A 20,680-nucleotide genomic window follows, 5' to 3' on the forward strand; every position below is an offset into this window, starting at 1 on the left:
ATATCGTGATGCGCGGTCCGGCGGGGCTCCGTCTGCGGGGCTCCGCCACCGCCTGTCCGTGGCATGGAGAAAGGAACCCGATCCACAGATAGCAAGGAACAACATGATGAGACAGATCATTGCATCCAAGGGGGCGCCGGAAGCCGTCGGAAACTATTCGCAGGCGGTGCGCGCCGGAAATCTGCTCTTTCTCTCCGGGCAGATCTGCGTGAACCCCCATACCGGCATGATGGAGCGCGCAAGCGTGGCCGCGCAGACGGCGCGGATCATGGAGAACATCAAGGCCATTGTGGAAGAGGCCGGGGCCGGTATGGACGATGTGGTCCACTGCCGCGCCTTCCTCTCCGATATGCGCCATTTCGAGGAATTCGACGCGGTGTACCGCGGCTATTTCGGCAAACCCTATCCGGCGCGCATGACCGTGGCCAGCGCCGGGATTTATGACGGCCTGGATGTGGAAATGGATGCCGTGGTCCTGCTGCCCTGAAGACCCGGATCTTCCCGCCCCCCCGCGCGGTTTCAGCCGCGTGGGGGCGGGCGGTTTAGAAATCTTCAACATCATGCCGAGGCTGTGAACACAGAAGCGACCGCAAATCCTTAACTTGTAAAAACGGGGTATGTGATGCCGCAGAATTTTCCGGAACGAAAACAGAAACATTGCTATGAGGAGGCCGCGTTCTGCCGGTTGCACAGAAAAGTCATCGGCGGCGGCATGTTGGGACAGTTCAGCGACGGTTATATTCTCGGCTCCATCGGCATTTCCATGAGTCTTGCCACCGGAGCCCTGAGTCTGGACGCTTGGTGGCTGGGATTGATCGGCGCGGCTTCCCTAGTCGGGCTCATGCTGGGCAGCCTGTTCATGGGGCCAGTTGCCGACCATATCGGGCGCAAACGCATCTTCTGCACGACCATGGCGGTATTCACGCTCGCCTCGGTGCTGCAGTTCTTCGTGACCGACGCCACGGAGCTCTTTGTGCTGCGCCTGATTCTCGGTCTGGCGCTCGGCGCGGATTATGCCGTGGGCCTGACCATCGTCAGCGAATGGACTCCGGCGCGCCTGCGTCCGCGCGCCCTCAGCTTTCTGATGATCATGTGGGTGGGCGGCTATGTTTCCGCCTATGTTGTGGGATACTGCCTGCAATTCATCGGCGGGGACGCCTGGCGCTGGATTCTGCTCACCTGCGCCGTACCATCGGCGGCGGCCATGATTGTCAGAGCGGGCACGCCGGAATCGCCGTCATGGCTCATAGGCAAGGGACGCGCGGATGAAGCGCAGGCCCTTGTCGATCGCTTCATCGGCCCGGGATACTGCCTGCCCCCGCAGGCCCTGGCCGCCCCGTCCGCCGAGTGGAGCGAGCTTTTCAGCACCCGCTGGCGCAAGAACACCATTGTGGGCGGCGTGTTTTTCGCCTGCCAGGTCATTCCCTACTTTTCCCTGAGCATATTCCTGCCCCAGGTCTTTAAACAGTTGGGCATGGAAGATCCCTACACCTCGGGCATCATCTTCAATCTCTTTCTTTTTCTGGGCGTGCTGCTGGGGACCTGGCTCATCGACAGGATATCGCGCCGCCTTTTCCTGACCGGGAGTTTTTACCTCTGCGCCGCAGCCCTGCTGACCATGACGGTCTGGCAGGGGATTCCTACCCTCTGGGCGCTGATCTGCATTTCCACCTTCAGTTTTATAATCTCGGCCGCCTCGGTGTTGGAATTCGTGTATCCGCCGGAACTGTTCTCCACGGAACTGCGGGGATCGGGCGTGGGCTTCTGCGTGGCCTGCAGCCGCATCGGCGGCGCGGGCGGCACGTTTTTGCTGCCCATCGTCATGGAGAACTTCGGCACGGTGGCGGCGCTTTCCGGTTGTGTGGCCGCGCTGCTGCTGGGCGGCGTGGTCTGCCAACTGTGGGCGCCCGAAACCGGCAAAAAGCGGGCGGGGCAAGCGGCCGCACGCGCATAGAGGAAACATATGGAACGTGTCGTCATTTTGCAGGCCCTGGTTCTGTTCCTGATTTTCGTCGTCTTCTGGGGGCTGTCCGGCAAGGCTTTCCTGTTCTACGGGAAAAAATGCATCGCTCAGGCGGAGCGGGGCGGAAGCGCGGAAAAAGGCGCAGGGCGGCTGCGCATCTGGAGGTTTTTCCTTTCCTCCGCTCTGGCTGCCTTGGTAGCCCTTTGCGCGGCACTCATCGGCTATTTCAGGGGGTAGGCCAAGTTTGAATCCGGAACAGCGCCGGGAGCGCCCGTTGGACCGGGCTGATCCTTTCGCCCCGGCGGCAACGTGCCGCCGGGGCGAATTTTTCGGCACCCGTTCGGAAAAAATTTTTCGGGAACCGGAAGCGGCGGCCTTGCGCGCGAGCCAAGAAGATCGCCAACAGGGGCAACGACTCCGGGGCGGGCGTGCCCGCTTGAAGAATTCCGCAAAATATGGTTTCTGGGACCAAAAGTTCCGGCCCCGAGCGGGGCCGACATCAACGGGCGTCCGGCTACGGACGCCGGAGTGGGGAAACTATGCGGGAACGTCCCAAAAAATATTATACCATCGGATCCATCGCCAAGGCCTGTGATGTTCTTGAAATGTTGGCCACAAAACAATCCTGGGATCTGGCGGAGCTTTCCCGCGCGCTGAAGCTGCCCAAAACCACGGTGCACCGCATCCTGCTTACCTTTGAAGATGCGGGTTTCGTTCAGCAGGAACAGCGCGGCGGGCGGTACGGTCTCTCCCACAAGCTCTTCTCTCTGGGCAGCCAGGTTCTGGGCCATTCCAGTCTGCTGGACGTGGCGCGGCCTTTCTGCAAGGAACTGCTGGCCGCATTCGACGAAACGGTCAACGTCTGCCTGGTGTCCGGCATCGACATGGTCATTGTGGACAAGCAGGTCACGACGCAGACCTTGCGGCCGGACAATATCGTGGGGGCCTCCTTTCCCATTTTTTATTCCGCGTCGGGCAAGGCTTTTCTCGCATTCAGCGAAGAACCGTATATTGAGGAAACCCTGAGGAAAATCAGGACCGATACCTGGCCGCCCATTTCGGACCAAGCCTACGCGGCTTTTTTGCGGGAACTGGAGGATGTGCGCAAAACCGGCCTCGGCTATGACTATGAGGAACTCTTCCCCGGCGTGCGCTGTATCGCCGTACCGGTTTTTGACAGAAGCGAAAAGGCCGTGGCCGCTGTCAGCGTGACCGCGCCCACCACCCGCCTGACCCGGCAGACCACGGAAAAAATCGAACGCGCCCTGCTCAAGACCGGTCGGGATATTTCGCTGCGCCTGGGCTCGAACCATCCTCTGTTCCGGAGCATGGCGGATTAGTCACGTTTTGCGGCTTTTCCGGACTTGAAAACCTGAAAGAAGGTATTATCTATCGGAATAATGCTTTTTTCAGGAGGTTCGTCATGGCCGAAGCCGGCAAAAAGACCCGTCAATTCCGCGCCGAAGTGCGCAAAGTTCTGCATATTCTCACCAACTCCCTGTATACCAACCGGGAAATTTTTCTGCGCGAGCTTATCTCCAACGCGTCGGACGCCCTGGACAAGCTGCGCTTCCGCATCAACCGGGGCGAAAGCCCGCGCGAACCGGATCTGCCCCTGGAAATCCGGATCAGCATCGACAAGGATGCCAAAACCCTGACCATTGCCGACACCGGCCTGGGCATGACAGCCGAGGAACTGGCCGACAACCTGGGCACCATCGCCAAATCCGGCTCCGAGGAATTTCTGGCCGGTCTGGCCGCCGAGTCCGGGACCCGCAAGGAAAAGAGCAACGGCAAGGGCGACGGCGAAGCCGAAGACGCGACGGCCGACGCGGCCAACATCATCGGCCGTTTCGGCGTGGGCTTTTACTCAGTCTTCATGGTGGCGGACAAGGTGGAAGTGACTTCGCGCCCGGCCTTTGAAAAGGACGCCCAGGCCCATGTCTGGATCAGCGACGGCCTGGGCTCGTACAGCGTCGCCCTCTCCGACGCCGAAGAGCCCAAGCGCGGTACCGTGGTCAAGGCCCACCTCAAGGACGACGCCGTGGAATTTCTGGAAAAATTCCGGGTGGAGTCCGCCATCCGCAAGCATTCGGCCTTTGTGCCCTTCCCGGTGTTTGTGGACGGCGAGCGCATCAACACCCAGCCCGCGCTTTGGCGCGAGCCGAAATCCAGCGTGACCAAGGAGCAGTACGACAATTTTTACAAGGCCCTGACCTATGACGCCAAGGATCCCCTGGACGTGCAGCACATTTCCGTGGACGCGCCGGTGCAGTTCAACGCCCTGTTGTACATTCCGGACTCCAGCCAGGATTTCTTCGGCGCGGACCGCGACTTCTGGGGCTTGGACCTCTATGCCCGGCGCGTGCTCATCCAGCACCGCAACAAGGAGCTGATCCCCGAATACATGGCTTTCCTCAAAGGCGTGGTGGATACCGAGGATCTGCCCCTGAACATTTCGCGCGAAACGTTGCAGGAAAACGTGCTGCTGCGCAAGATCAACCAGGTCATCGTCAAGCAGACCTTGGGCCATCTGGAAAAAATAGCCAGGGACGACGTGGAGAAATACAATCGTTTCTGGCGGCTGCACGGCAAGATCTTCAAGCTGGGCTACCACGACTTCCCCAACCGGGAGCGGGTCAGCGCCCTGCTGCGCTTCAATTCCTCGGCCCTGGCCGATGCCGAGGCCCTGACCAGCCTGGACGAGTACATGTCCCGCGCGCCCGAGGGCCAGAAAACCTTCTGGTACGTGGCCGCGCCCAACCGGGAGGCCGCGCGCCTCAACCCGCACATGGAACTCTTCCGCAAGAAGGGCATTGAAGTGCTCTATCTCTTCGAGCCCGTGGACGAGTTCGTCATGGAAGGCCTGGGCAAGTATAAGGAATGGGACTTCAAATCCGCTGAAAGCGCGGCGGACGACGCCCTGACCTCCTTCGCGGACAAGGAAGCCCCGGAAAAAGAGACCGCAGCGCCCCTCTCCGAGGAGGACAACGTCTCCTTTGACAAACTGCTGGCCCGGATGAAGGAAATTCTGGGCGACAAGGTCAAGGACGTGCGCGTGTCGCACCGTCTGGCCGACAGCCCGGCCGTGCTGGTCTCGGCCGACGGCGGCATGAGCTCGTCCATGGAAAAACTGCTCAAGGTCATGCAGAAGGACGACTCCCTGCCGGTCAAGATTCTGGAGGTCAACCGGGATCATCCCCTGCTGCGCAACATGCTGCGCATGTTCAAGGCCGACGGCCGGGACAAGACTCTGGCGGAAATGACCCAGGGCCTCTTTGACACCAGCCTGCTGCTGGACGGCTACCTCAAGGACCCGCAAGCCCTGGCCGCGCGCACCAACGAGCTGCTGGCCGAGGCGGCGGCCTGGTATACGGAAGTCAGAAAGATCTAGCGGACGCGGCTGGCTTCGCCGGAGCGGGCGAAGGATCTGGGGCTGTGGACGCTCCGGATCCTCCGCCCGTTTTTTTATTGCGTCACGGCGAGGCGCCGGAGGGTCAGCGCCCGCCGTCGGCGCCTCCCGCGATCCATTCCCGCACTTCCTGCCCGGAAGGCACGCGTCCGGCGCACATGACCCTGCCGTCGATGACCACGGCGGGCGTGGACATGATGACGAGCAGCATCATCTCCTTAGGCTCACCCCTCATCAAAACGTCGTCCGCGAAAAGCTGAATTTTTTCGAACAGCAAGGCGCAAAGGAGAAATTGGACGAAGCTGTATTGAACATACCGCGAGGTCAATTTTTTCTTTGCAACGCCGCTGTGCGGGAAAAGGCGGCTTTGCAGCAGGCGCTTTCATGAGGGCTGAGCCTAAGATCCGTGACCTTTTCCACTGCGGCCGTGCCGCCCGTTTCCCGGACGGCGGTGCTGACGACGTTTTCCGCTTCCGCGCACCGGGCGCAGCCGGTGCCGACGACCTTGATGACCATGGCGCTCTCCTGACCTTAAAAAATGTTCACCTGAAGGACATTGAACAGCCAGCCCGCAAGCGTGAAGATAGCCAGCAGCAGGCCCAGAAAGACGGCCAGCAGCTTCCAGCGCATGACCTGCTTGAGCATGAGCACTTCCGGCAGACTGACCGCCACGGTGCTCATGCAGAAGGCCAACGTTGTGCCCAGAGGCAGGCCCTTGAGCAGCAGGCTTTCCATTATCGGAATGATGCCCGTGACATTGGTGTACAGCGGAATGCCGATAGCCACGGCCGCGGGGACGGACCACCATTGGCCCGCGCCCAGGTTTTCCGTAAACCACTCCTGCGGCACAAAACCGTGCAGCGCGGCGCCGAGGCCCACGCCGACGACAACCCACAGCCATACTTTTTTGAAAATATTGCTCGTTTCGGCATAGGCGAACACATGGCGTTCCATGAGGCCCATCTTCGGAGCTTCGCCCGCTTCCACAACGGCTGCCCGGGCAGACGCATTCTTCATGGCGTCCAACAAAAAGGGTTGCAGCCAGCGTTCCGCGCGGAGCGCGTCCATGATGATTCCGCCCGCAATGCCCGCAACCATGCCCACCACCACATAAATGACCGTGAACTTCCAGCCCAGAAGTCCCCACAACAGGACCACGGCGATTTCATTGATCAGCGGCGAGGTGATCAGAAAGGCCATGGTTATGCCCAGGGGAATCCGGGCTGTGGTGAAGCCCAGGAAAAGAGGGATGCTGGAACAGGAGCAGAACGGCGTAACAGCCCCGAATCCTGCCCCCAGGACATAGCCGATGCCCCGGCCTTTCCCCGCCAGATAGTCCCGGACCCGCTCAACGTGCATCGCGGCCCGCAGCCAGCCGATGACATAGACCATAAGAACGAGCAGCAAGAGGATCTTTGCCGTGTCATAGAAAAAGAATTCGACGGAATCACCCAATGGCGTTCCCTTGCCGATAGAAAAAAGATCATAGGCCAGCCATTGTGAAAGGGGCGCAATGACTGAATACGCCGCCCACCACAGCGCAAGGGCCGCAATGCCGATTCCGAAATACCACATTCTGTTCACTCGCACCGGGACCGGAGAGCGAACAGCGGCGGCGGGTGCCCGGCACCCGCACTGCGTCGGGAGAGCTGACGCCCGTTTTTTTTCCGCTGCCGGGACAGCGTTTTTGCCCATCATGTGATCCTCGTTAAGTTTTCCTTATTGGCAAAATTACCAATGAAATGTTCAAAAAAATTTGTCGCGGGAAGTTATTGCTTGCGCAACATATCCATTTGCGCCAGGACGCGTTTTTCCACCAGTTCGCCGGTGCATTTCAAAAAGGTTTCCAGGCAGCAGATCGCCAGGCGGTAATAGATGTTTGTGCCTCTTTTCTCGGAGGCCACCACGCCCGCTTCCCGGAGCACGGAAAGATGCTTGGAGACCGTGGACATATCGTCCCCCACCAGAGCTTGCAGGTCGCAGACGCATTTTTCGCCGTCCCGCAGGGCGTCCACCATGAGCAGGCGGCTCGGATGTCCGAGCGCCTTGAAGATTCTGGCTTGCTCCGAAATATATTTTTTATGCCTGTCCATGGTTTTTTGGCTTTTTAGCCAAATAATCAGTTTTCCTTCTTCCGTCAAGACGAAAGCGTCAATCTGACGCGCGGCGGGATGGAAGGAGCGGTCATGCCCGCAGGCTCCGGAAGGCAAGATGTTTCCGGCAGGCTCTCCGGCCGCCTTAGAGCGGTTTAAGGTAGTATGTTCTAATGGTTGGCGGTGCTCGCCGGTCTGTGCGGCGCGAGGTGGAACGACAGTGGCCGGTACACGGAAATCAGGCACATGGACAGGATGACCGTCAGCTGTAACGCGCCTTCCCACATGCTTTCCGGCAAAATGCAGGCCCGCACGAAGCGCAACGGCCCGTCCAGGCCCAGAGGCACGAGCACGGCGATGAGGTCGTCGCCCCACGGCCCCCAGAACATGGTTCCCCAGAAGCCCGCGCAGAGGCTGATCAGCCATTTGTAGCCGATCCAGGCGAATTTGAAGAAGCCGATGGACGTGCAGGTGGAGTAGAACAGGCCGCTCAGCAGACAGCCCGCAAGCCCGGGCATGACAACCCAGGTGTCCACGAAATGCAGGCACCGGGCCACCTGCGCGGCAAAGGCCGCATTGTCGGTGGAGAGCCGCAAAAAGCTGAGCGCCTGCATGGAAAGCGCGCCGCCTGCCCAGGCCGTGGCCGCGAGCAGATGCAGGGCCTTGGTGCCTTTGATGATGATATTGTCGCGCGCGCTGAACCCTTTGCCCAGCCTGCCGTAATTTCTCACCATTTCGTTCAGCATGCCGATCCCTCACAGCTGCGAAGCCCAAAGCCGGTTTTGCCGTGGCTCTGGATATGTCTGTTGCACGGTCGCTCCTGCCGCCTGGTTGGAAATTTTTAGTATAGACGCTTTATGGTTATCGGCAAGTTTTGCTTGTTTGCTCAAACAATATTGTCGGGCATAAACATCGTTCAGGGTGCGCGAAGGGTAGGCAATGATATCGGGCTGACGGCATTTCCGGTGTCCCAACGCTGAAACGCCCGGCAAGCGCGGCACCTGAACAGGCGGCTCCAAGCCGTTGCCGATGTACATTCTCCGTTAGGGCCTGTTAACGCTATGCCTTTTTGCCCTCCTGCCGCGTCAGATTTCACCTGCTTTTTCGGTCGAGTACCAGAAGAGTACACTCCCTCAAAGCAGGTTTATCTTCCTTGCAGGCGAACAAAAATTCTATAGTGTTAACAGACCCTAGTCTGTCCTGGGAGCCGTTTCTAAATTGTCCTTTCGGCCTTTGCCGGCGCCAGGCTCGCCCCGTGCGAAGGTCGGGTTTGCATATATTCCCCCGCCCAGGACTCGCCTTTCCTGAAGAGAACGAAAATCCTTATTTCGAAACAGCTCCTGGGGTGGCCTTGTCCAGCAGAATATTGTTTGATTAATCAAACAATATTCTGCTGGACAAGGCCCGTGCTTGGAGCCATTATCCCGCCGTTGTCCGCCTGCCGCTACGGAGCATGGGCAGCCGGGTTGCGCGCCGCTCATGCGGCGCGGCGGAGGAGTGTATGCTGGAAGCCCTGTTCGCGGTTGTTCCTGTTTTTTTGATCATCGGCATGGGCGTGCTGCTGCGCGCTCGGGAGGTACTGCCCGAAAGCGCGGGCCCGGTCCTGGGCGTCTATGTGCTCAAGCTGGCCCTGCCGCTGCTGATTTTGCACATCCTGGCCGGTGCGCATCCCGGCGATCTGGCCCACGGCGGCTTCTGGGCCGGGGTCATCGGCTCGCAACTGATCGTCTACGCTCTGGGCTACTGGGGCGACCGCCTCTTCTGCCGTCGGGGCGCGGGCCCGGCCGTGATCTCCGCCCTGAGCTGCAGCGCCTGCAATACGGCCTTTGTGGGCCTGCCCATTGTGACCAATCTGCTGCCCGGAAATCAGGAGGCCCTGCTCATCGCGGGCCTGGCCACCCTGACCACCAACATCGTGATGATCATGGGGCAGGCCCGGCTGGATATGCTGGCCGGGGCGGCGGCCTGGAGCGACGGCTCACGTTCCAGGGTCGCGACCCTGCTGCGGGTCTTTATCCTGGGCAATCCCATCCTGCTCGCCACCCTGGCCGGGGTGGCCCTGTCCTTGTCCGGCCTGGGGCTCTGGGCCCCGCTGGACCGCACGGTCAGTCTGGTGGGCTATACGGCGGCCCCCTGCATGCTGCTGGCCCTGGGGCTGGATCTGCGGCAAAAACTGGCTTTGGCCATGCACCGGGCCGAAGGGCATGCCGCGCTGCGCCAGGTCTGGCTGATTTCCTGCAAGTTGCTGCTGCATCCGCTGCTCTGCTGGGCCATCATGTGGCTGCTGGGCATTTCCGGGGCCTGGCTGGCTATCGGCGTGATCATGAGCGGCACGGCCACGGCCCTGATTGTTACGGTCCTGGCCGAGATCTACGGCGCCGTGCCCGAGGAATCCGCGCTCACGGCCGTGCTCTCCAATGCCCTGAGCATGTTCACGCTGACCGGTTTTGTCTGGCTGTTCATGCGCCTGGGCATGATCTGACGCGCCGAAAAAACTGTACTCCGTCCTCCTTTAGCGGCAGACTAGCCGATAACGTGCCGCGCGCCTGAAAAAGCGGCCTGTTTTCAGCTTCACACATCCATATCCTGCGGGATGCCGGGAGAACTGTATGAATGTCTCTGCCCTGACTCTGCGTGAACTAATGGACGGCTCCCGGAATTTTATTGATACCGTATGGGAAATATCCCTGACCGAAGACAGTGTGTTCATTGTCCATGACAGCATGACGCCTGATCTGGCGGAAACGCGCAGGCCGTACAGCGAACTGTTCCATCTCTATGCGGACACCTGTGTTTATCCTCCCGACCGGGCCAGATGGGATGCCTTGCTCTCCTGGGATGCGCTTTGCGGCATGGCCGCCTCCGGCTGTCGGGAAAAAAAGTTTGAGATGCGCTTTCGCAACGGCCTGTTCGGCTTTGAATGGCATGAGGCCTGCCTCAGCCTGTTGACGGACTCGCGCGGCGAGCCGGACCGCGTTCTGCTGCTCAGCCGTGACGCCAACGAGGTCCGGCGCACAAAGATCGTGGAAGCCGCGGTGCGCACCGAATACGATTATGTGGTATATATTGAGGCGGACAAGAACAGTTATGTCATGTACGCCTCCAACAGAGAGAGCGGAACGCCGGTGCCGCCGGTGGCCAGCGACGACTACACGCGGGAAGTGGAGGAATTTCACAGACGCCATGTGCCGGAAGGCGAGCGGGACGATCTCACGCGACGGCTCCGGCTTGACCACGTCCTGCCGGTGCTGGCCCGTGAAGGCGAATATGTGGCCTATTGCACGGTCATTGAGGACGGCGCATCGCGCGATAAAAAATTGCGTTTCAGCTATTTTGACAAAGCCCGGGGCATTCTTCTGCTGACCCGGACGGACATTACCGAGGTACGCGAGGAAAAACGGCAGCGCAAGCTGCTGCAGGAGGCCCTGCTCTCGGCCAGGGCAGCGAACAAGGCGAAATCCGAATTTCTTTCCCGCATGAGCCATGACATCCGCACGCCCATGAACGCCATCATCGGCATGACGGCCATCGCCGGCCTGCACCTCGACAATCACAACCGCGTCCGCAACTGCCTTGAAAAAATTACGATTTCCTCAAGGCTGCTGCTCGGCCTGATCAATGAGGTGCTGGACATGGCGCGCATTGAAAACGGGCGGATGCTCCTGGCCGAAGAGGAATTCAACATGGGGGACCTGCTCCAGTCGCTGGTGGCCATGGTGCAAGGCTCGGTGCGGGAAAAGCGGCACACTTTCGACATTCATGTCCATAGCCTGAAGCATGAGCAACTCGTCGGCGATGTGCAGCGGATTCAGCAGGTTCTGTTGAACATGCTCTCCAATGCCGTCAAGTTCACCCCTGACAATGGGCGGGTCGGCCTGGACATCACGGAATATCCCTCCGAAGGCACGGGCGTGGCGCGGTTTGAATTTACGGTTGCGGACAACGGCATCGGGATGAAACCGGAGTTCATGCGTAAACTTTTCGAACCCTTTGAGCGCGCCGACGACGCGGCGACGCGCGATATCCAGGGGACGGGTCTGGGCATGGCCATCAGCCGGAACATCACGCAGATGATGAACGGCGACATCAGCGCGGAGAGCGAGTACGGCAAGGGGTCGCGATTTACGGCGACCATGTGCCTGAAATGCCGGGAACGGGATGAGGCGGACGCCGGCGTGCTGCCGGATCTTCCCGTATTGGTGGTGGACGATGATCCGCTCTGTTGCCGGAACGCCTGCCGGGTTCTTGACGAAATCGGCCTGAAAAGCGAGTGGACGCTGTCGGGCACGGATGCCGTGGCGCGGGTGCGGGATGCCCATGATGCCTGCCGGGACTTTTTCGCGGTGATTATCGACCTGATGATGCCGGGCATGGACGGCATTGAAACCGCCCGGCTGGTGCGGGCCTGTGTGGGACCGCAGGTGACGATCATTCTGATTTCGGCCTATGATTGGACGGAATACGAAGAGGCGGCCCTGGGTGCGGGCGTGGACGGTTTTATCTGCAAGCCGCTGATGAAATCCAATCTTTTTCATATCCTGAAAGAGTGCATCGCCAAAACGCACCGGCGGGAAACGGTTCTTCCGGCCGCCGTGGCGGCATATGACTTCAGCGGCAAGCGTTTTCTGCTGGTGGATGACAACGTCCTGAACCGCGAGATAGCCATGGCGCTTCTGAACGAAGTCGGCGGCGTTGTGGACGTGGCCGAAAACGGCCGCCAGGCGGTGGAAATTTTTGCGGCCTCGCCCGAAGGCCTTTACGACATTATTTTCATGGACATTCAGATGCCGGTGATGGACGGGCTGGAAGCCACCCGGCGCATCCGCGCCTTGAGCCGCGCCGACGGGCGGTCCGTCCCCATTGTGGCCATGTCCGCCGCCGTCCTGAATGAAGACGTCCGTTCCTGCGATGAGGCGGGCATGTCGGCCCATCTCGCCAAGCCCGTGGATCTGGCGCGGATGTACAGGCTGATCGACAGGCTCATGCGCCGGAAGTAACGTACTTTGAGATTGAATATCAGAGTGTTCAGGCGGCCGTCCGCGCCCGACGGCACGGCAAAACCGCGTTTTTACCGTGAACGGGGCAGCGTTTCAGCTTTTGAAAACAGATGCTTTTAAAGCAAGTTGCGTGAAATTCCGCCGCCCGCCCCGGGCGTATCAGGCGCCGCGCGCCTCCTGCGAGAGGTAGATCAGTTCTTCCGTGATGGTCAGCAATTCCTCAATGAGGCCGCCGCCGTGCATGGGGTGCCCGAACAGGGCTTCGCGCTGGTTGTCGAGGCCGCGCTGGTCCACGGCGTCGGGCAGGGTGGGAGAGAGGGTTTCGGCCAGGCGGCAGGCCAGCAGATAGCCTTCGGCCCCGGCGGCGAACAGGGAGCTCAGCTCCGCGAAACGGGAACTAACGTCGCGCCAGTAGTCCAGGGCCTCGCCGGAAGGCGCAAGATTCACGGCCGTGCAAAGCGCCGCGTGCAGATTGTTGCAGGCCGCGCCGGGCAGGCCCGTGCGCCAGCCCCAGAGCCAGGGCGCGCGCCGGAAAAAGAGGTGATGCTCAACCGCCAGGTCCAGCAGGGCGTGGGTCCGGCGCAGGGCGTCCAGCAATGGCATCGCCGTCGTGTAGTCCGGCCAGGCCGGTACGGGTTCGCCCAGCTCCCAGCCCGGCACAAGATCACGCCGGGGCTCCAGGGCCGCCAGGCGGCGCAGGAGATGGGCCAACCAGGCGTTGGCGTCCGGACTCTGCGGGGTTTCCAGGTGTGAGTAGCTCAGCACGTAGCGGCCTTGGCCGTACGCGCCGCTGACCACCAGGGGCTGATCCGTGAGGAAGTCCGCTGAAAGATTGATGCCGTACAGGGCCTGCCAGGCTTCGAAGACATGCGCCGGAATGCGCTGCAAGGGCAGGTCCGCCAGCCAGAAATCCGCGTCCGGCGCGTCATAGGCCGCCAGCACACACACTTCTTCCGTGTTTTCCGGCGCGAAACGCCCCGGCCACCAGACCGGCAGGGAAAGGGGCGCGTTGTTCCTGCTTCCGGCGGCTCCCGCCGGAAGCAGGGGCGGAATTCCGGGCGGCGAAAGTTCTTCCCCGGCGCGGGCCCGCACCCGCACATGACCGGAAATCAGATGATGCAGGCGCTGGGGATAGGCCGCGCGCGACCAGGGGCAGAGTTGCAGTCCGTCGCGCGGGTCGCGGTGGCTGAGGGCCAGGCCCGCGCCGCCGCAGAAGCCCAGATAGCCGCCGCCTTGTTCCAGATAGGCGCGCACGGCCGCGCGCCCGGCTTCGCCAAGGGCCAGGGCCTTGAGCCGGGCGTTGCCGCCCGGCACCACCAGCAACGGGGGCGGGACGGCGCTTTCGTATGCCCGGCAAGAGCCCGGCTTGCCTAAAAGCGCGCCTTCGGCTATTTCTTGGCCCTTAACCAGGCGGCAGGACAGTCCCAGGGCGCGCAACGCGCGCCAGGCCATGAGGCCCCAGATGTGGGACGCGTCCCATAACATGTAAATCGGCTGCGCGGGCTGCATAGGCGCGCAGTATCGCCGCCTTTTACGGAGAAAGCAAGATGGCGGATACCCTCCCCAAGGGCTATGAGCCCCATGACGTGGAAGCCCGGTGGCGCAAGCACTGGGAAGAGAAAAAAACCTTCACGCCCGACCCGGACGCGCCCGGCGAGCCCTATTCCATCGTCATTCCGCCGCCCAACGTCACCGGGGCCCTGCATATCGGCCACGCCCTGAATTTGACGCTCATCGACGTGCTCTGCCGTCACGCCCGCCAGAAGGGCAAGAACGTGCTCTGGGTGCCGGGCACGGACCACGCGGGCATCGCTACCCAGAACGTGGTGGAGCGGGCCCTGGCCAAAGAGGGCAAGACCCGCCGGGATCTGGGCCGCGAAGCCTTTGTGGAAAAAGTCTGGGAATGGCGCGCGGACTACGGCCACCGCATCCTGGATCAGATCGGGGCTCTGGGTTGCTCCGTGGACTGGACGCGCCTGCGCTTCACCATGGACGAAGGGCTTTCGGCGGCGGTGCGCAAGGTCTTTGTGCAACTCTATGATGAAGGACTAATCTACAAAGGCGACTATATTATCAACTGGTGCTCGCGCTGCCACACGGCCCTGGCCGACGACGAAGTGGAACACGAGCAGAGCAGGGGCAGGCTCTGGAGCGTGCGTTACCACCTCACGGACGGTTCGGGCTCCATCGTCATCGCCACCACCCGGCCCGAAACCATCCCCGGCGATACGGCCATCTGCGTGCATCCCGAGGACGAACGCTACGCCCGTCTGGTGGGCAAGACCGCGCGCGTGCCCGTGCTGGGACGCGAAGTGCCGATCATCGCGGACAATTATGTGGACCGCGAGTTCGGCACCGGCGCGCTGAAGGTGACGCCCTGCCACGACCACAACGACTGGATGCTGGGCAAAAAGCATAATCTGGAATTCGTGCAGGTCATTGACGAAAACGGCGTCATGAAAGCCGAGGCCGGTCCCTATGCGGGCCTGACCAAGCAGGAGTGCCGGGACAGGATCGTGGCCGATATCGAAGCCGCCGGGGACCTTGTGGACGTGGCGGAACTGGAGCATGCCGTGGGTCACTGCTACCGCTGCCATACGGTGGTGGAGCCGCACGTCTCCACCCAGTGGTTTGTGGCCACCACCAAAATGGCCCCGGCCGCGCGCGCCGCCGTGCCGGAACTGACCAAAATTTTTCCGGAATCCTGGCTCAAGACCTATTATCACTGGCTGGACAATATCCGCGACTGGTGCATCAGCCGCCAGATCTGGTGGGGCCACCGCATTCCGGCCTGGACCTGCAAAGCCTGCGGCAAGCTGATCGTGGCCGAGGAGGCCCCGGACGTCTGCCCCGTGTGCGGTTCGGATCATCTGGAGCAGGACGAGGACGTGCTGGACACCTGGTTTTCCTCGGCGCTCTGGCCCTTCTCCACCATGGGCTGGCCGGAACAGACCAGGGAGCTGGCGCGCTGGTACCCCACCTCGGTGCTGGTCACGGGTTTTGACATCATCTTCTTCTGGGTGGCCCGGATGATGATGATGGGTCTGCACTTCATGAAGCAGGCGCCCTTCCGCGATGTCTATCTGCACGCCCTGGTGCGCGACGCCACGGGCCGCAAGATGTCCAAATCCACAGGCAACGTCATCGACCCGCTGGTCATGATCGAGAAATACGGCTGCGATTCCCTGCGCTTCACGCTGACGGCCTTCGCGGCTCTGGGCCGCGACATCCGCCTGTCCGAAGAACGCATCGAAGGCTATCGCCACTTTGTGAACAAGCTCTGGAACGCCGCGCGTTTCGCCCTGATGAATCTGCCGGAGGAAGCGCCCGCGCCCGTGAACCTGGAAAATGTGCGAGGCCTGCACCATCAGTGGATTCTGCACCGTCTGGAAATGGCCAAGCTGGACATGGACCAGGCCCTTGCGGACTATCGTTTCAATGACGCGGCCCAGCTCGGCTACAAATTCCTCTGGAACGAGTTCTGCGACTGGTATCTGGAACTGATCAAGCCCGACATGCAGTCTGACGACCCCGCGCGCAAGGCCGCGGCCCAGTATGTGCTCTGGCTGGCGCTGCGCGAACTGCTGGTGCTGCTGCATCCCATCATGCCCTTTGTCACGGCCGAGATCTGGCGCGCCCTGCCCGTGCCCGCCGGGGAACAGCCCACGGATCTGGCCCTGGAGCCCTATCCCTCGTTGCGCCCCGGCTGCGCGCGTGAGAGCGAAGCCTGCCGCATGGAGCTGATCCAGGGCGTGATTGTGGCCGTGCGCACTATCAAGGCCGAACTGGGCATCAGCCCCAGCCACAAGGTAAGCCTGCTGCTCCATCCCGTGGACGAGGAACAGGCCGCCCTGCTGGAGGAAAACCGGTGCCTGATGATAACCCTGGCCCGCCTGGAATCCCTGGAACTGGGCGCGGAAGTGCACGCGCCCAAGGCGTCGGCCTCGGCCGTGGTCCAGGGCTGCCAGGTTATCGTGCCCCTGCGCGGGGCCGTGGACCTGGCCGGTGAGCTGGCGCGCCTGGACAAGGAACTGACCAAGCTGGAAAAAGACGTGACAGCCGTGAACATGAAGTTGAGCAACGAGAGCTTTGTGAGCCGCGCGCCCGCCGAAGTGGTGGCGCGCGAACGGGAACGCGCCGGGCAGTTGCTGGATGCCAAGGCCAAATTGCAGGCCCTGCGGGCCCGTTTCGCCGAGGCCCTGGCCGAAGAATAATCCCGGCGGCCCGGCCCAGGCGGGCCGGGCCGCTTCCCCTTTTTTCCGCGAGCGCGCCGCCCGCTTCCGGCGCGCGCCCGGAGGCAGCATGCCGCGTTTCGTACGTTGTATCCCGATTGTTTCCCTTGTCCTGATTTTCTCCCTGGCTGTTGCGCTGTCTTGGCCCGTGTCGCGGGCCAGGGCCGCCGTGTCGGGCCAAAGCGCAGAGGATGCCGCGCATCCCGCTCCGGACTGGGACAAGAAGGGCGCGCCCGCGCCTGATTCCGCCGACCCCGCTCCCGGCCTGGAAGACGGCATGGATCTGCCGTCCGTCAAATCCGGCGGGCAGGCCTCTCCCGCCGCCGTGGTCAAGGAAATGCGCCCCCTGCTGGACATCCGGGCCCTGCGCCGGAGTCTGGACGACATCGGCCTGCTCAAGGCCGCGGGCTTTGCCTATCAGGAGGGCCTGACCGTGCCCAAGGACATCTGCCCTCAGCCCGGCGACCGGGATCAGGCGGCGGTGCTCAGCGGCATGGCGGCGTCGGATCAGGCCTACGCCCTGTTTTTCGGCAAGGCCGAGGACGCGGCGCGCGAAAACCGCCTTTTGCGCAAACTGAGCCCCAAGACCCATCTGCCCGTTCTGACCGCCAAGGAAAAGAACGTCTTGGCGAAAGATCCCACCGGCCCGGCCGGGCGGGAGATCATTGTCCGGCGCAGCGAGTCCCAGGTACGGGCCATGCTGGCGGCGGCCTCGCAAAACGAGGCCAATCTGCGCTTGCTGGGCGCGCATCTCTACGGCCTCTTTTTGGAGCGCCTGTATACCACGTCCGTCATGGTGCTGGCCGCCGCTGAAAGCGACACCCTGGAGCCGCTCCACAAGGTGCATGCGGCGTTGAGCGCCAGTCAGGGCAAACTGGTGGAGATGCTGGCGCGGCGCGGCCTGCTCGGGAACGCGCGCTTCGCCGCAACCCGCCTGGAGACCGTGGACAGCCTGCTGCGCCTGTTGGCGAGCAATCACGGCCGCCCGAGCCTGGCCCAGATGGAGGAAGTTCTGGGCATTGTGCGCGAGGAGAGGGCCTCGTTTTTGACGCCCTGCCCCTAGGCAGATTAACTTTGAAATTTTACAAATTTCAAAGTCGGCATTCTGGCGAAAAACGTGGTTTTCGCCAGAATCCACGCCGCTTCGCGGCGCGCCGCACCGTGTGCGGCGTTAGAGTAATTTCAAAGTAAAAATGCTCTAGGGGGTGTCGTCATGAGTGTCTTTTCGGTTATCTCTGCGTCGAAATTCGCCTTTTATTCCGGTCGAGTACCATAGCTCTGCTGTCCTCATCCGTAAGCAGCTTCGCCGCAACGGCTGAGGCAAGAGTACACTCCCTTCATAACAGGCTCTTTCCCCTTGATATAACACGAAAATCCATCTCATGGCGACACCCTCTAGGCGTAATGTTTCAATAGATTGTTCAGCCTTCGTCCATTTTTGAACTCGTTGCCGGAGCCGTCCGGTCCTTCGGGCAACGGGGTTCACGGCGCACCGCTCTCTGTCCGTCAGCCGCCGTTTTTCCGCTCCCCGCGCCATTTTCGGCCGGACGGACCGCGCATTGACAAAGCGGGCATTATCACTATGCTACAATAAAGGGCTTTCGGCACAACAACGGGATGTTCCGACGAGGGGCGTCCCGTTGCGTCGTTTTACGGGTGGCCGCATGCGCGGCCCCGCCAACCGAAGCCGACAGCGCCGGAGCTTTTGCCGGAGCGCCGCCCGTCCAACGCGGGATGGCCGCCGCAACCAAGGGTTTTTGTGAACGCAAAACTAAAGGACGCCACCTCCACCCTCCGCAACCGCCTGGTCAACCGAGCTCTGCGCCTGGCCGACCAGGCCGCGGGCGTCCCCACTCTGGCCGCCGTCCGTTCGGCGCTTATCGTCATGCTGCCCTTCATGTTCCTGGGCTCTCTGGCGATTTTGCTGAACAGCTTTCCCCTGACCGCCTACAGGGACTTCATGGCCCATGTTTTCGGCCCGCGCTGGACCCTGTTCGGTGAGATCCTCTACAGCGGCACCTTTGCGATCATGTCCCTGAGCCTGGTCTTTTCCATCGGCCAGCATCTGGTGGACCAGTTCAACAGCGCCAGCCGGATTTTCCGGGCCAACCCGGTCATTGCCGGTCTGGTCAACCTGGCGGCCCTGTTCTGTCTTTTCCCGCAGTCGGCCTCGTCGGACAATCTGCGCTGGTTCGGCGTTTCCGGCCTGTTCGTGGCCCTGCTGGTGGGCCTGGCCTCCACCCGGCTGTTTCTGTTCTTTTTTTCCTTCAAGCAACTCCATCTGCATTTGCGCGGCGGCGCGCCGGACATTGCCCTGCCGCGTACCTTCAGCTCCTTTCTGCCCGGCATTCTGACCTTGCTGGTCTTTGCCGCCGTCGGCACGCTGCTGCACGGCACGGGTTCGTCCCTGCACGAACTGGCTTATCATTACATCCGCCTGCCTTTCGACGCCCTGCACGATGGTCTGGAGCGGAGCCTGCTCTATATCCTGTCCCTGCATGTGCTCTGGTTTCTGGGCATCCACGGGGCCAACGTGCTGGACCCCATTACCCACGATATTTACGGTGCGGCCATGCTTGCCAATGAAACCGCCGCCGCCGTGGGTCTGCCCCTGCCGCACATCATGACCAAGAACTTCATGGATGTGTTCGTGTTCATGGGCGGTTCGGGCGCGGGCATCTGTCTGGCGGGCGCGCTGATTCTGTTCGGCAAAACCCGCACCAGCCGGGGCCTGGGGTTTTTGTCCCTGCTGCCCGGCATGTTCAACATCAATGAAATTCTGCTCTTCGGCCTGCCCGTGGTGCTCAACCCGCTGATGCTGATCCCCTTTGTGGGTACGCCCCTGATTCTGGCGGGCATCAGCTATCTGGCGGTGGTCTGGGGGCTGGTGCCGGGCGCGAGCGTGGCCACGGAATGGACCACGCCCGTACTGCTCAACGGCTATCTGGCCACCGGCTCCCTGAACGGCTCTTTGCTGCAACTGGTGAATCTCTGCCTGGGCATCTGCATTTACGCGCCCTTTGTGGTGCTGACCAACAAGGTCAACATCCGCCGCACCAACGCGGCGTTCAGCACTCTGACCGGGCGGATCTGCGGCGGGGACGGCGGCCCCTACAGCCGCCAGCAGGACGACGCGGGCACCCTGGCCCGCAGCCTGATCCTGGACCTGGAAAGGGAGAGCCGCAACGCCCAGGGCCTTTTTCTGGAGTACCAGCCGCAGATTTGCGCCCGCAGCGGCAGGGCGGTGGGCGTGGAATCTCTGCTGCGCTGGCGGCATCCGGCCTACGGGTCCATTCCCGCGCCCGTGACCGTGACCCTGGCCGAGGAATCCGGGCTGATCCGGCCCATCGGGATCTGGATTTTCGAAACCGCCTGCCGCACGCGCCGCCGCTGGCTGGACGCGGGCCTGACGGACCTGACCGTGGCGGTCAATGTTTCCGCCCTGCAGCTGCAGGACTCGCTGCCGGAGCGTTTTATGGAGATAACCCGCCGCTACCGCGTGCCGCCCGCGCAGATGAGCGTGGAAGTGACCGAATCCAGCGCGCTGGACTCCGGCTCGCCGGAAAGCCGGGTAGTGGCGCGCCTCCATGATCTGGGCTTTCCCATCGCCATTGACGACTTCGGCATGGGGCACAGCTCGCTGAAGTATCTCAAACAGTTCCCGGTGAATTATGTGAAAATCGACGGCGAAATCACCAAGGAACTGGTCACCAATCCCATCTGCCGCGATATCGTCTCTTCCATCACCCGTCTTTGCCGGGCCCGGAGCATGAGCTGCGTGGCCGAATTCGTGGAAAACGACGAACAGGTCGCCATTCTGCGCGAGGAGGGGTGCGACATTTTCCAGGGCTGGCGCTACAGCCCTGCCCTGCCCGAAGCGCAATGTCTGGCGTATCTTCAGCAAAACAGGGCCGAGGGCGGCGAAGACCGCGCAGCCCTATCCGCCGCAACGCGGCCGGGGCCCGCCGCCGGGGAACGCTAGC

16 protein-coding genes are annotated in these 20,680 nt (G+C 61.9%); 10 read left to right on the forward strand and 6 right to left on the reverse strand.

Features of this window, described 5'->3' with window-relative positions; all coding sequences use genetic code 11:
• Positions 1 to 106: 106 nt before the first annotated feature.
• The 5 genes from AXF13_RS00080 (at position 107) to htpG (ending at position 5,357) form a co-directional block, all read left to right on the forward strand.
• Positions 107 to 487, forward strand: a complete 381-nt coding sequence (locus AXF13_RS00080; protein ID WP_008682272.1) for a Rid family detoxifying hydrolase — start codon at positions 107 to 109, stop codon at positions 485 to 487.
• 135 nt (positions 488 to 622) lie between these two features.
• Complete coding sequence (locus AXF13_RS00085; RefSeq protein WP_062251179.1) at positions 623 to 1,954, forward strand: MFS transporter; 1,332 nt, start codon at positions 623 to 625, stop codon at positions 1,952 to 1,954.
• A 9-nt stretch (positions 1,955 to 1,963) separates the two neighbouring features.
• Positions 1,964 to 2,200: a hypothetical protein gene (locus AXF13_RS00090; protein ID WP_062251180.1), complete on the forward strand. Its 237-nt coding sequence runs from the start codon at positions 1,964 to 1,966 to the stop codon at positions 2,198 to 2,200.
• 302 nt (positions 2,201 to 2,502) lie between these two features.
• Positions 2,503 to 3,303, forward strand: a complete 801-nt coding sequence (locus AXF13_RS00095) for an IclR family transcriptional regulator (protein ID WP_009303013.1) — start codon at positions 2,503 to 2,505, stop codon at positions 3,301 to 3,303.
• Between the two features lie 83 nt (positions 3,304 to 3,386).
• Complete coding sequence (gene htpG / locus AXF13_RS00100; protein ID WP_062251181.1) at positions 3,387 to 5,357, forward strand: molecular chaperone HtpG; 1,971 nt, start codon at positions 3,387 to 3,389, stop codon at positions 5,355 to 5,357.
• Positions 5,358 to 5,460: 103 nt separating this feature from the next.
• Here htpG and AXF13_RS00105 read toward each other — a convergent pair whose 3' ends face one another.
• The 5 genes from AXF13_RS00105 to AXF13_RS00125 all read right to left on the reverse strand — a co-directional run bounded on the left by AXF13_RS00105 (position 5,461) and on the right by AXF13_RS00125 (position 8,214).
• Complete coding sequence (locus AXF13_RS00105) at positions 5,461 to 5,586, reverse strand: thioredoxin family protein (protein ID WP_236887151.1); 126 nt, start codon at positions 5,584 to 5,586, stop codon at positions 5,461 to 5,463.
• A 113-nt stretch (positions 5,587 to 5,699) separates the two neighbouring features.
• Positions 5,700 to 5,891 (reverse strand): thioredoxin family protein, encoded by a 192-nt coding sequence (locus tag AXF13_RS15640; RefSeq protein WP_083521897.1) that lies wholly within the window; start codon positions 5,889 to 5,891, stop codon positions 5,700 to 5,702.
• Between the two features lie 15 nt (positions 5,892 to 5,906).
• Entirely contained in the window at positions 5,907 to 6,950 is a 1,044-nt protein-coding gene (locus tag AXF13_RS00115) for a permease (protein WP_083521898.1), read from the reverse strand.
• Between the two features lie 194 nt (positions 6,951 to 7,144).
• A complete protein-coding gene (locus tag AXF13_RS00120; protein WP_062254637.1) occupies positions 7,145 to 7,468 on the reverse strand; it encodes an ArsR/SmtB family transcription factor in 324 nt (107 codons plus the stop codon).
• A gap of 170 nt (positions 7,469 to 7,638) precedes the next feature.
• A complete protein-coding gene (locus AXF13_RS00125) occupies positions 7,639 to 8,214 on the reverse strand; it encodes a hypothetical protein (RefSeq protein ID WP_008682257.1) in 576 nt (191 codons plus the stop codon).
• Positions 8,215 to 8,969: 755 nt separating this feature from the next.
• Between AXF13_RS00125 and AXF13_RS00130 the strand changes: the two genes are divergently transcribed.
• Positions 8,970 to 9,950 carry an AEC family transporter gene (locus tag AXF13_RS00130; protein WP_062251182.1) on the forward strand — a complete coding sequence of 327 codons (981 nt, stop codon included), beginning with the start codon at positions 8,970 to 8,972 and terminating at the stop codon, positions 9,948 to 9,950.
• Positions 9,951 to 10,077: 127 nt separating this feature from the next.
• Positions 10,078 to 12,465, forward strand: coding sequence for a hybrid sensor histidine kinase/response regulator (locus AXF13_RS00135; protein ID WP_062251183.1), 2,388 nt, complete (start codon positions 10,078 to 10,080; stop codon positions 12,463 to 12,465).
• 159 nt (positions 12,466 to 12,624) lie between these two features.
• On the opposite strand, the gene AXF13_RS00140 is transcribed toward AXF13_RS00135, so the two are convergent.
• Positions 12,625 to 13,974, reverse strand: a complete 1,350-nt coding sequence (locus AXF13_RS00140; RefSeq protein WP_062251184.1) for a hypothetical protein — start codon at positions 13,972 to 13,974, stop codon at positions 12,625 to 12,627.
• A 38-nt stretch (positions 13,975 to 14,012) separates the two neighbouring features.
• On the opposite strand from AXF13_RS00140, the gene AXF13_RS00145 reads away from it, so the two are divergent.
• The 3 genes from AXF13_RS00145 (at position 14,013) to AXF13_RS00155 (ending at position 20,679) form a co-directional block, all read left to right on the forward strand.
• The gene (locus AXF13_RS00145) at positions 14,013 to 16,679 is read left to right on the forward strand and encodes a valine--tRNA ligase (RefSeq protein ID WP_062251185.1); all 2,667 of its coding nucleotides are present in this window, start codon (positions 14,013 to 14,015) and stop codon (positions 16,677 to 16,679) included.
• An 88-nt stretch (positions 16,680 to 16,767) separates the two neighbouring features.
• Positions 16,768 to 17,760 carry a hypothetical protein gene (locus tag AXF13_RS00150; RefSeq protein ID WP_062251186.1) on the forward strand — a complete coding sequence of 331 codons (993 nt, stop codon included), beginning with the start codon at positions 16,768 to 16,770 and terminating at the stop codon, positions 17,758 to 17,760.
• Between the two features lie 696 nt (positions 17,761 to 18,456).
• Complete coding sequence (locus AXF13_RS00155; RefSeq protein ID WP_062251187.1) at positions 18,457 to 20,679, forward strand: EAL domain-containing protein; 2,223 nt, start codon at positions 18,457 to 18,459, stop codon at positions 20,677 to 20,679.
• The last annotated feature ends 1 nt before the right edge of the window (position 20,680 follow it).

The organism is Desulfovibrio fairfieldensis, from assembly GCF_001553605.1.
Classification (GTDB): Bacteria; Desulfobacterota; Desulfovibrionia; order Desulfovibrionales; family Desulfovibrionaceae; genus Desulfovibrio; species Desulfovibrio fairfieldensis.

Coding starts and splice junctions, on each gene's coding strand:
- AXF13_RS00080 (WP_008682272.1), top strand. CDS start 107: ATGAGACAGATCATTGCATCCAAGGGGGCGCCGGAAGCCGTCGGAAAC.
- AXF13_RS00085 (WP_062251179.1), top strand. CDS start 623: ATGCCGCAGAATTTTCCGGAACGAAAACAGAAACATTGCTATGAGGAG.
- AXF13_RS00090 (WP_062251180.1), top strand. CDS start 1,964: ATGGAACGTGTCGTCATTTTGCAGGCCCTGGTTCTGTTCCTGATTTTC.
- AXF13_RS00095 (WP_009303013.1), top strand. CDS start 2,503: ATGCGGGAACGTCCCAAAAAATATTATACCATCGGATCCATCGCCAAG.
- htpG (WP_062251181.1), top strand. CDS start 3,387: ATGGCCGAAGCCGGCAAAAAGACCCGTCAATTCCGCGCCGAAGTGCGC.
- AXF13_RS00105 (WP_236887151.1), bottom strand. CDS start 5,586: ATGCTGCTCGTCATCATGTCCACGCCCGCCGTGGTCATCGACGGCAGG.
- AXF13_RS15640 (WP_083521897.1), bottom strand. CDS start 5,891: ATGGTCATCAAGGTCGTCGGCACCGGCTGCGCCCGGTGCGCGGAAGCG.
- AXF13_RS00115 (WP_083521898.1), bottom strand. CDS start 6,950: ATGTGGTATTTCGGAATCGGCATTGCGGCCCTTGCGCTGTGGTGGGCG.
- AXF13_RS00120 (WP_062254637.1), bottom strand. CDS start 7,468: ATGGACAGGCATAAAAAATATATTTCGGAGCAAGCCAGAATCTTCAAG.
- AXF13_RS00125 (WP_008682257.1), bottom strand. CDS start 8,214: ATGCTGAACGAAATGGTGAGAAATTACGGCAGGCTGGGCAAAGGGTTC.
- AXF13_RS00130 (WP_062251182.1), top strand. CDS start 8,970: ATGCTGGAAGCCCTGTTCGCGGTTGTTCCTGTTTTTTTGATCATCGGC.
- AXF13_RS00135 (WP_062251183.1), top strand. CDS start 10,078: ATGAATGTCTCTGCCCTGACTCTGCGTGAACTAATGGACGGCTCCCGG.
- AXF13_RS00140 (WP_062251184.1), bottom strand. CDS start 13,974: ATGCAGCCCGCGCAGCCGATTTACATGTTATGGGACGCGTCCCACATC.
- AXF13_RS00145 (WP_062251185.1), top strand. CDS start 14,013: ATGGCGGATACCCTCCCCAAGGGCTATGAGCCCCATGACGTGGAAGCC.
- AXF13_RS00150 (WP_062251186.1), top strand. CDS start 16,768: ATGCCGCGTTTCGTACGTTGTATCCCGATTGTTTCCCTTGTCCTGATT.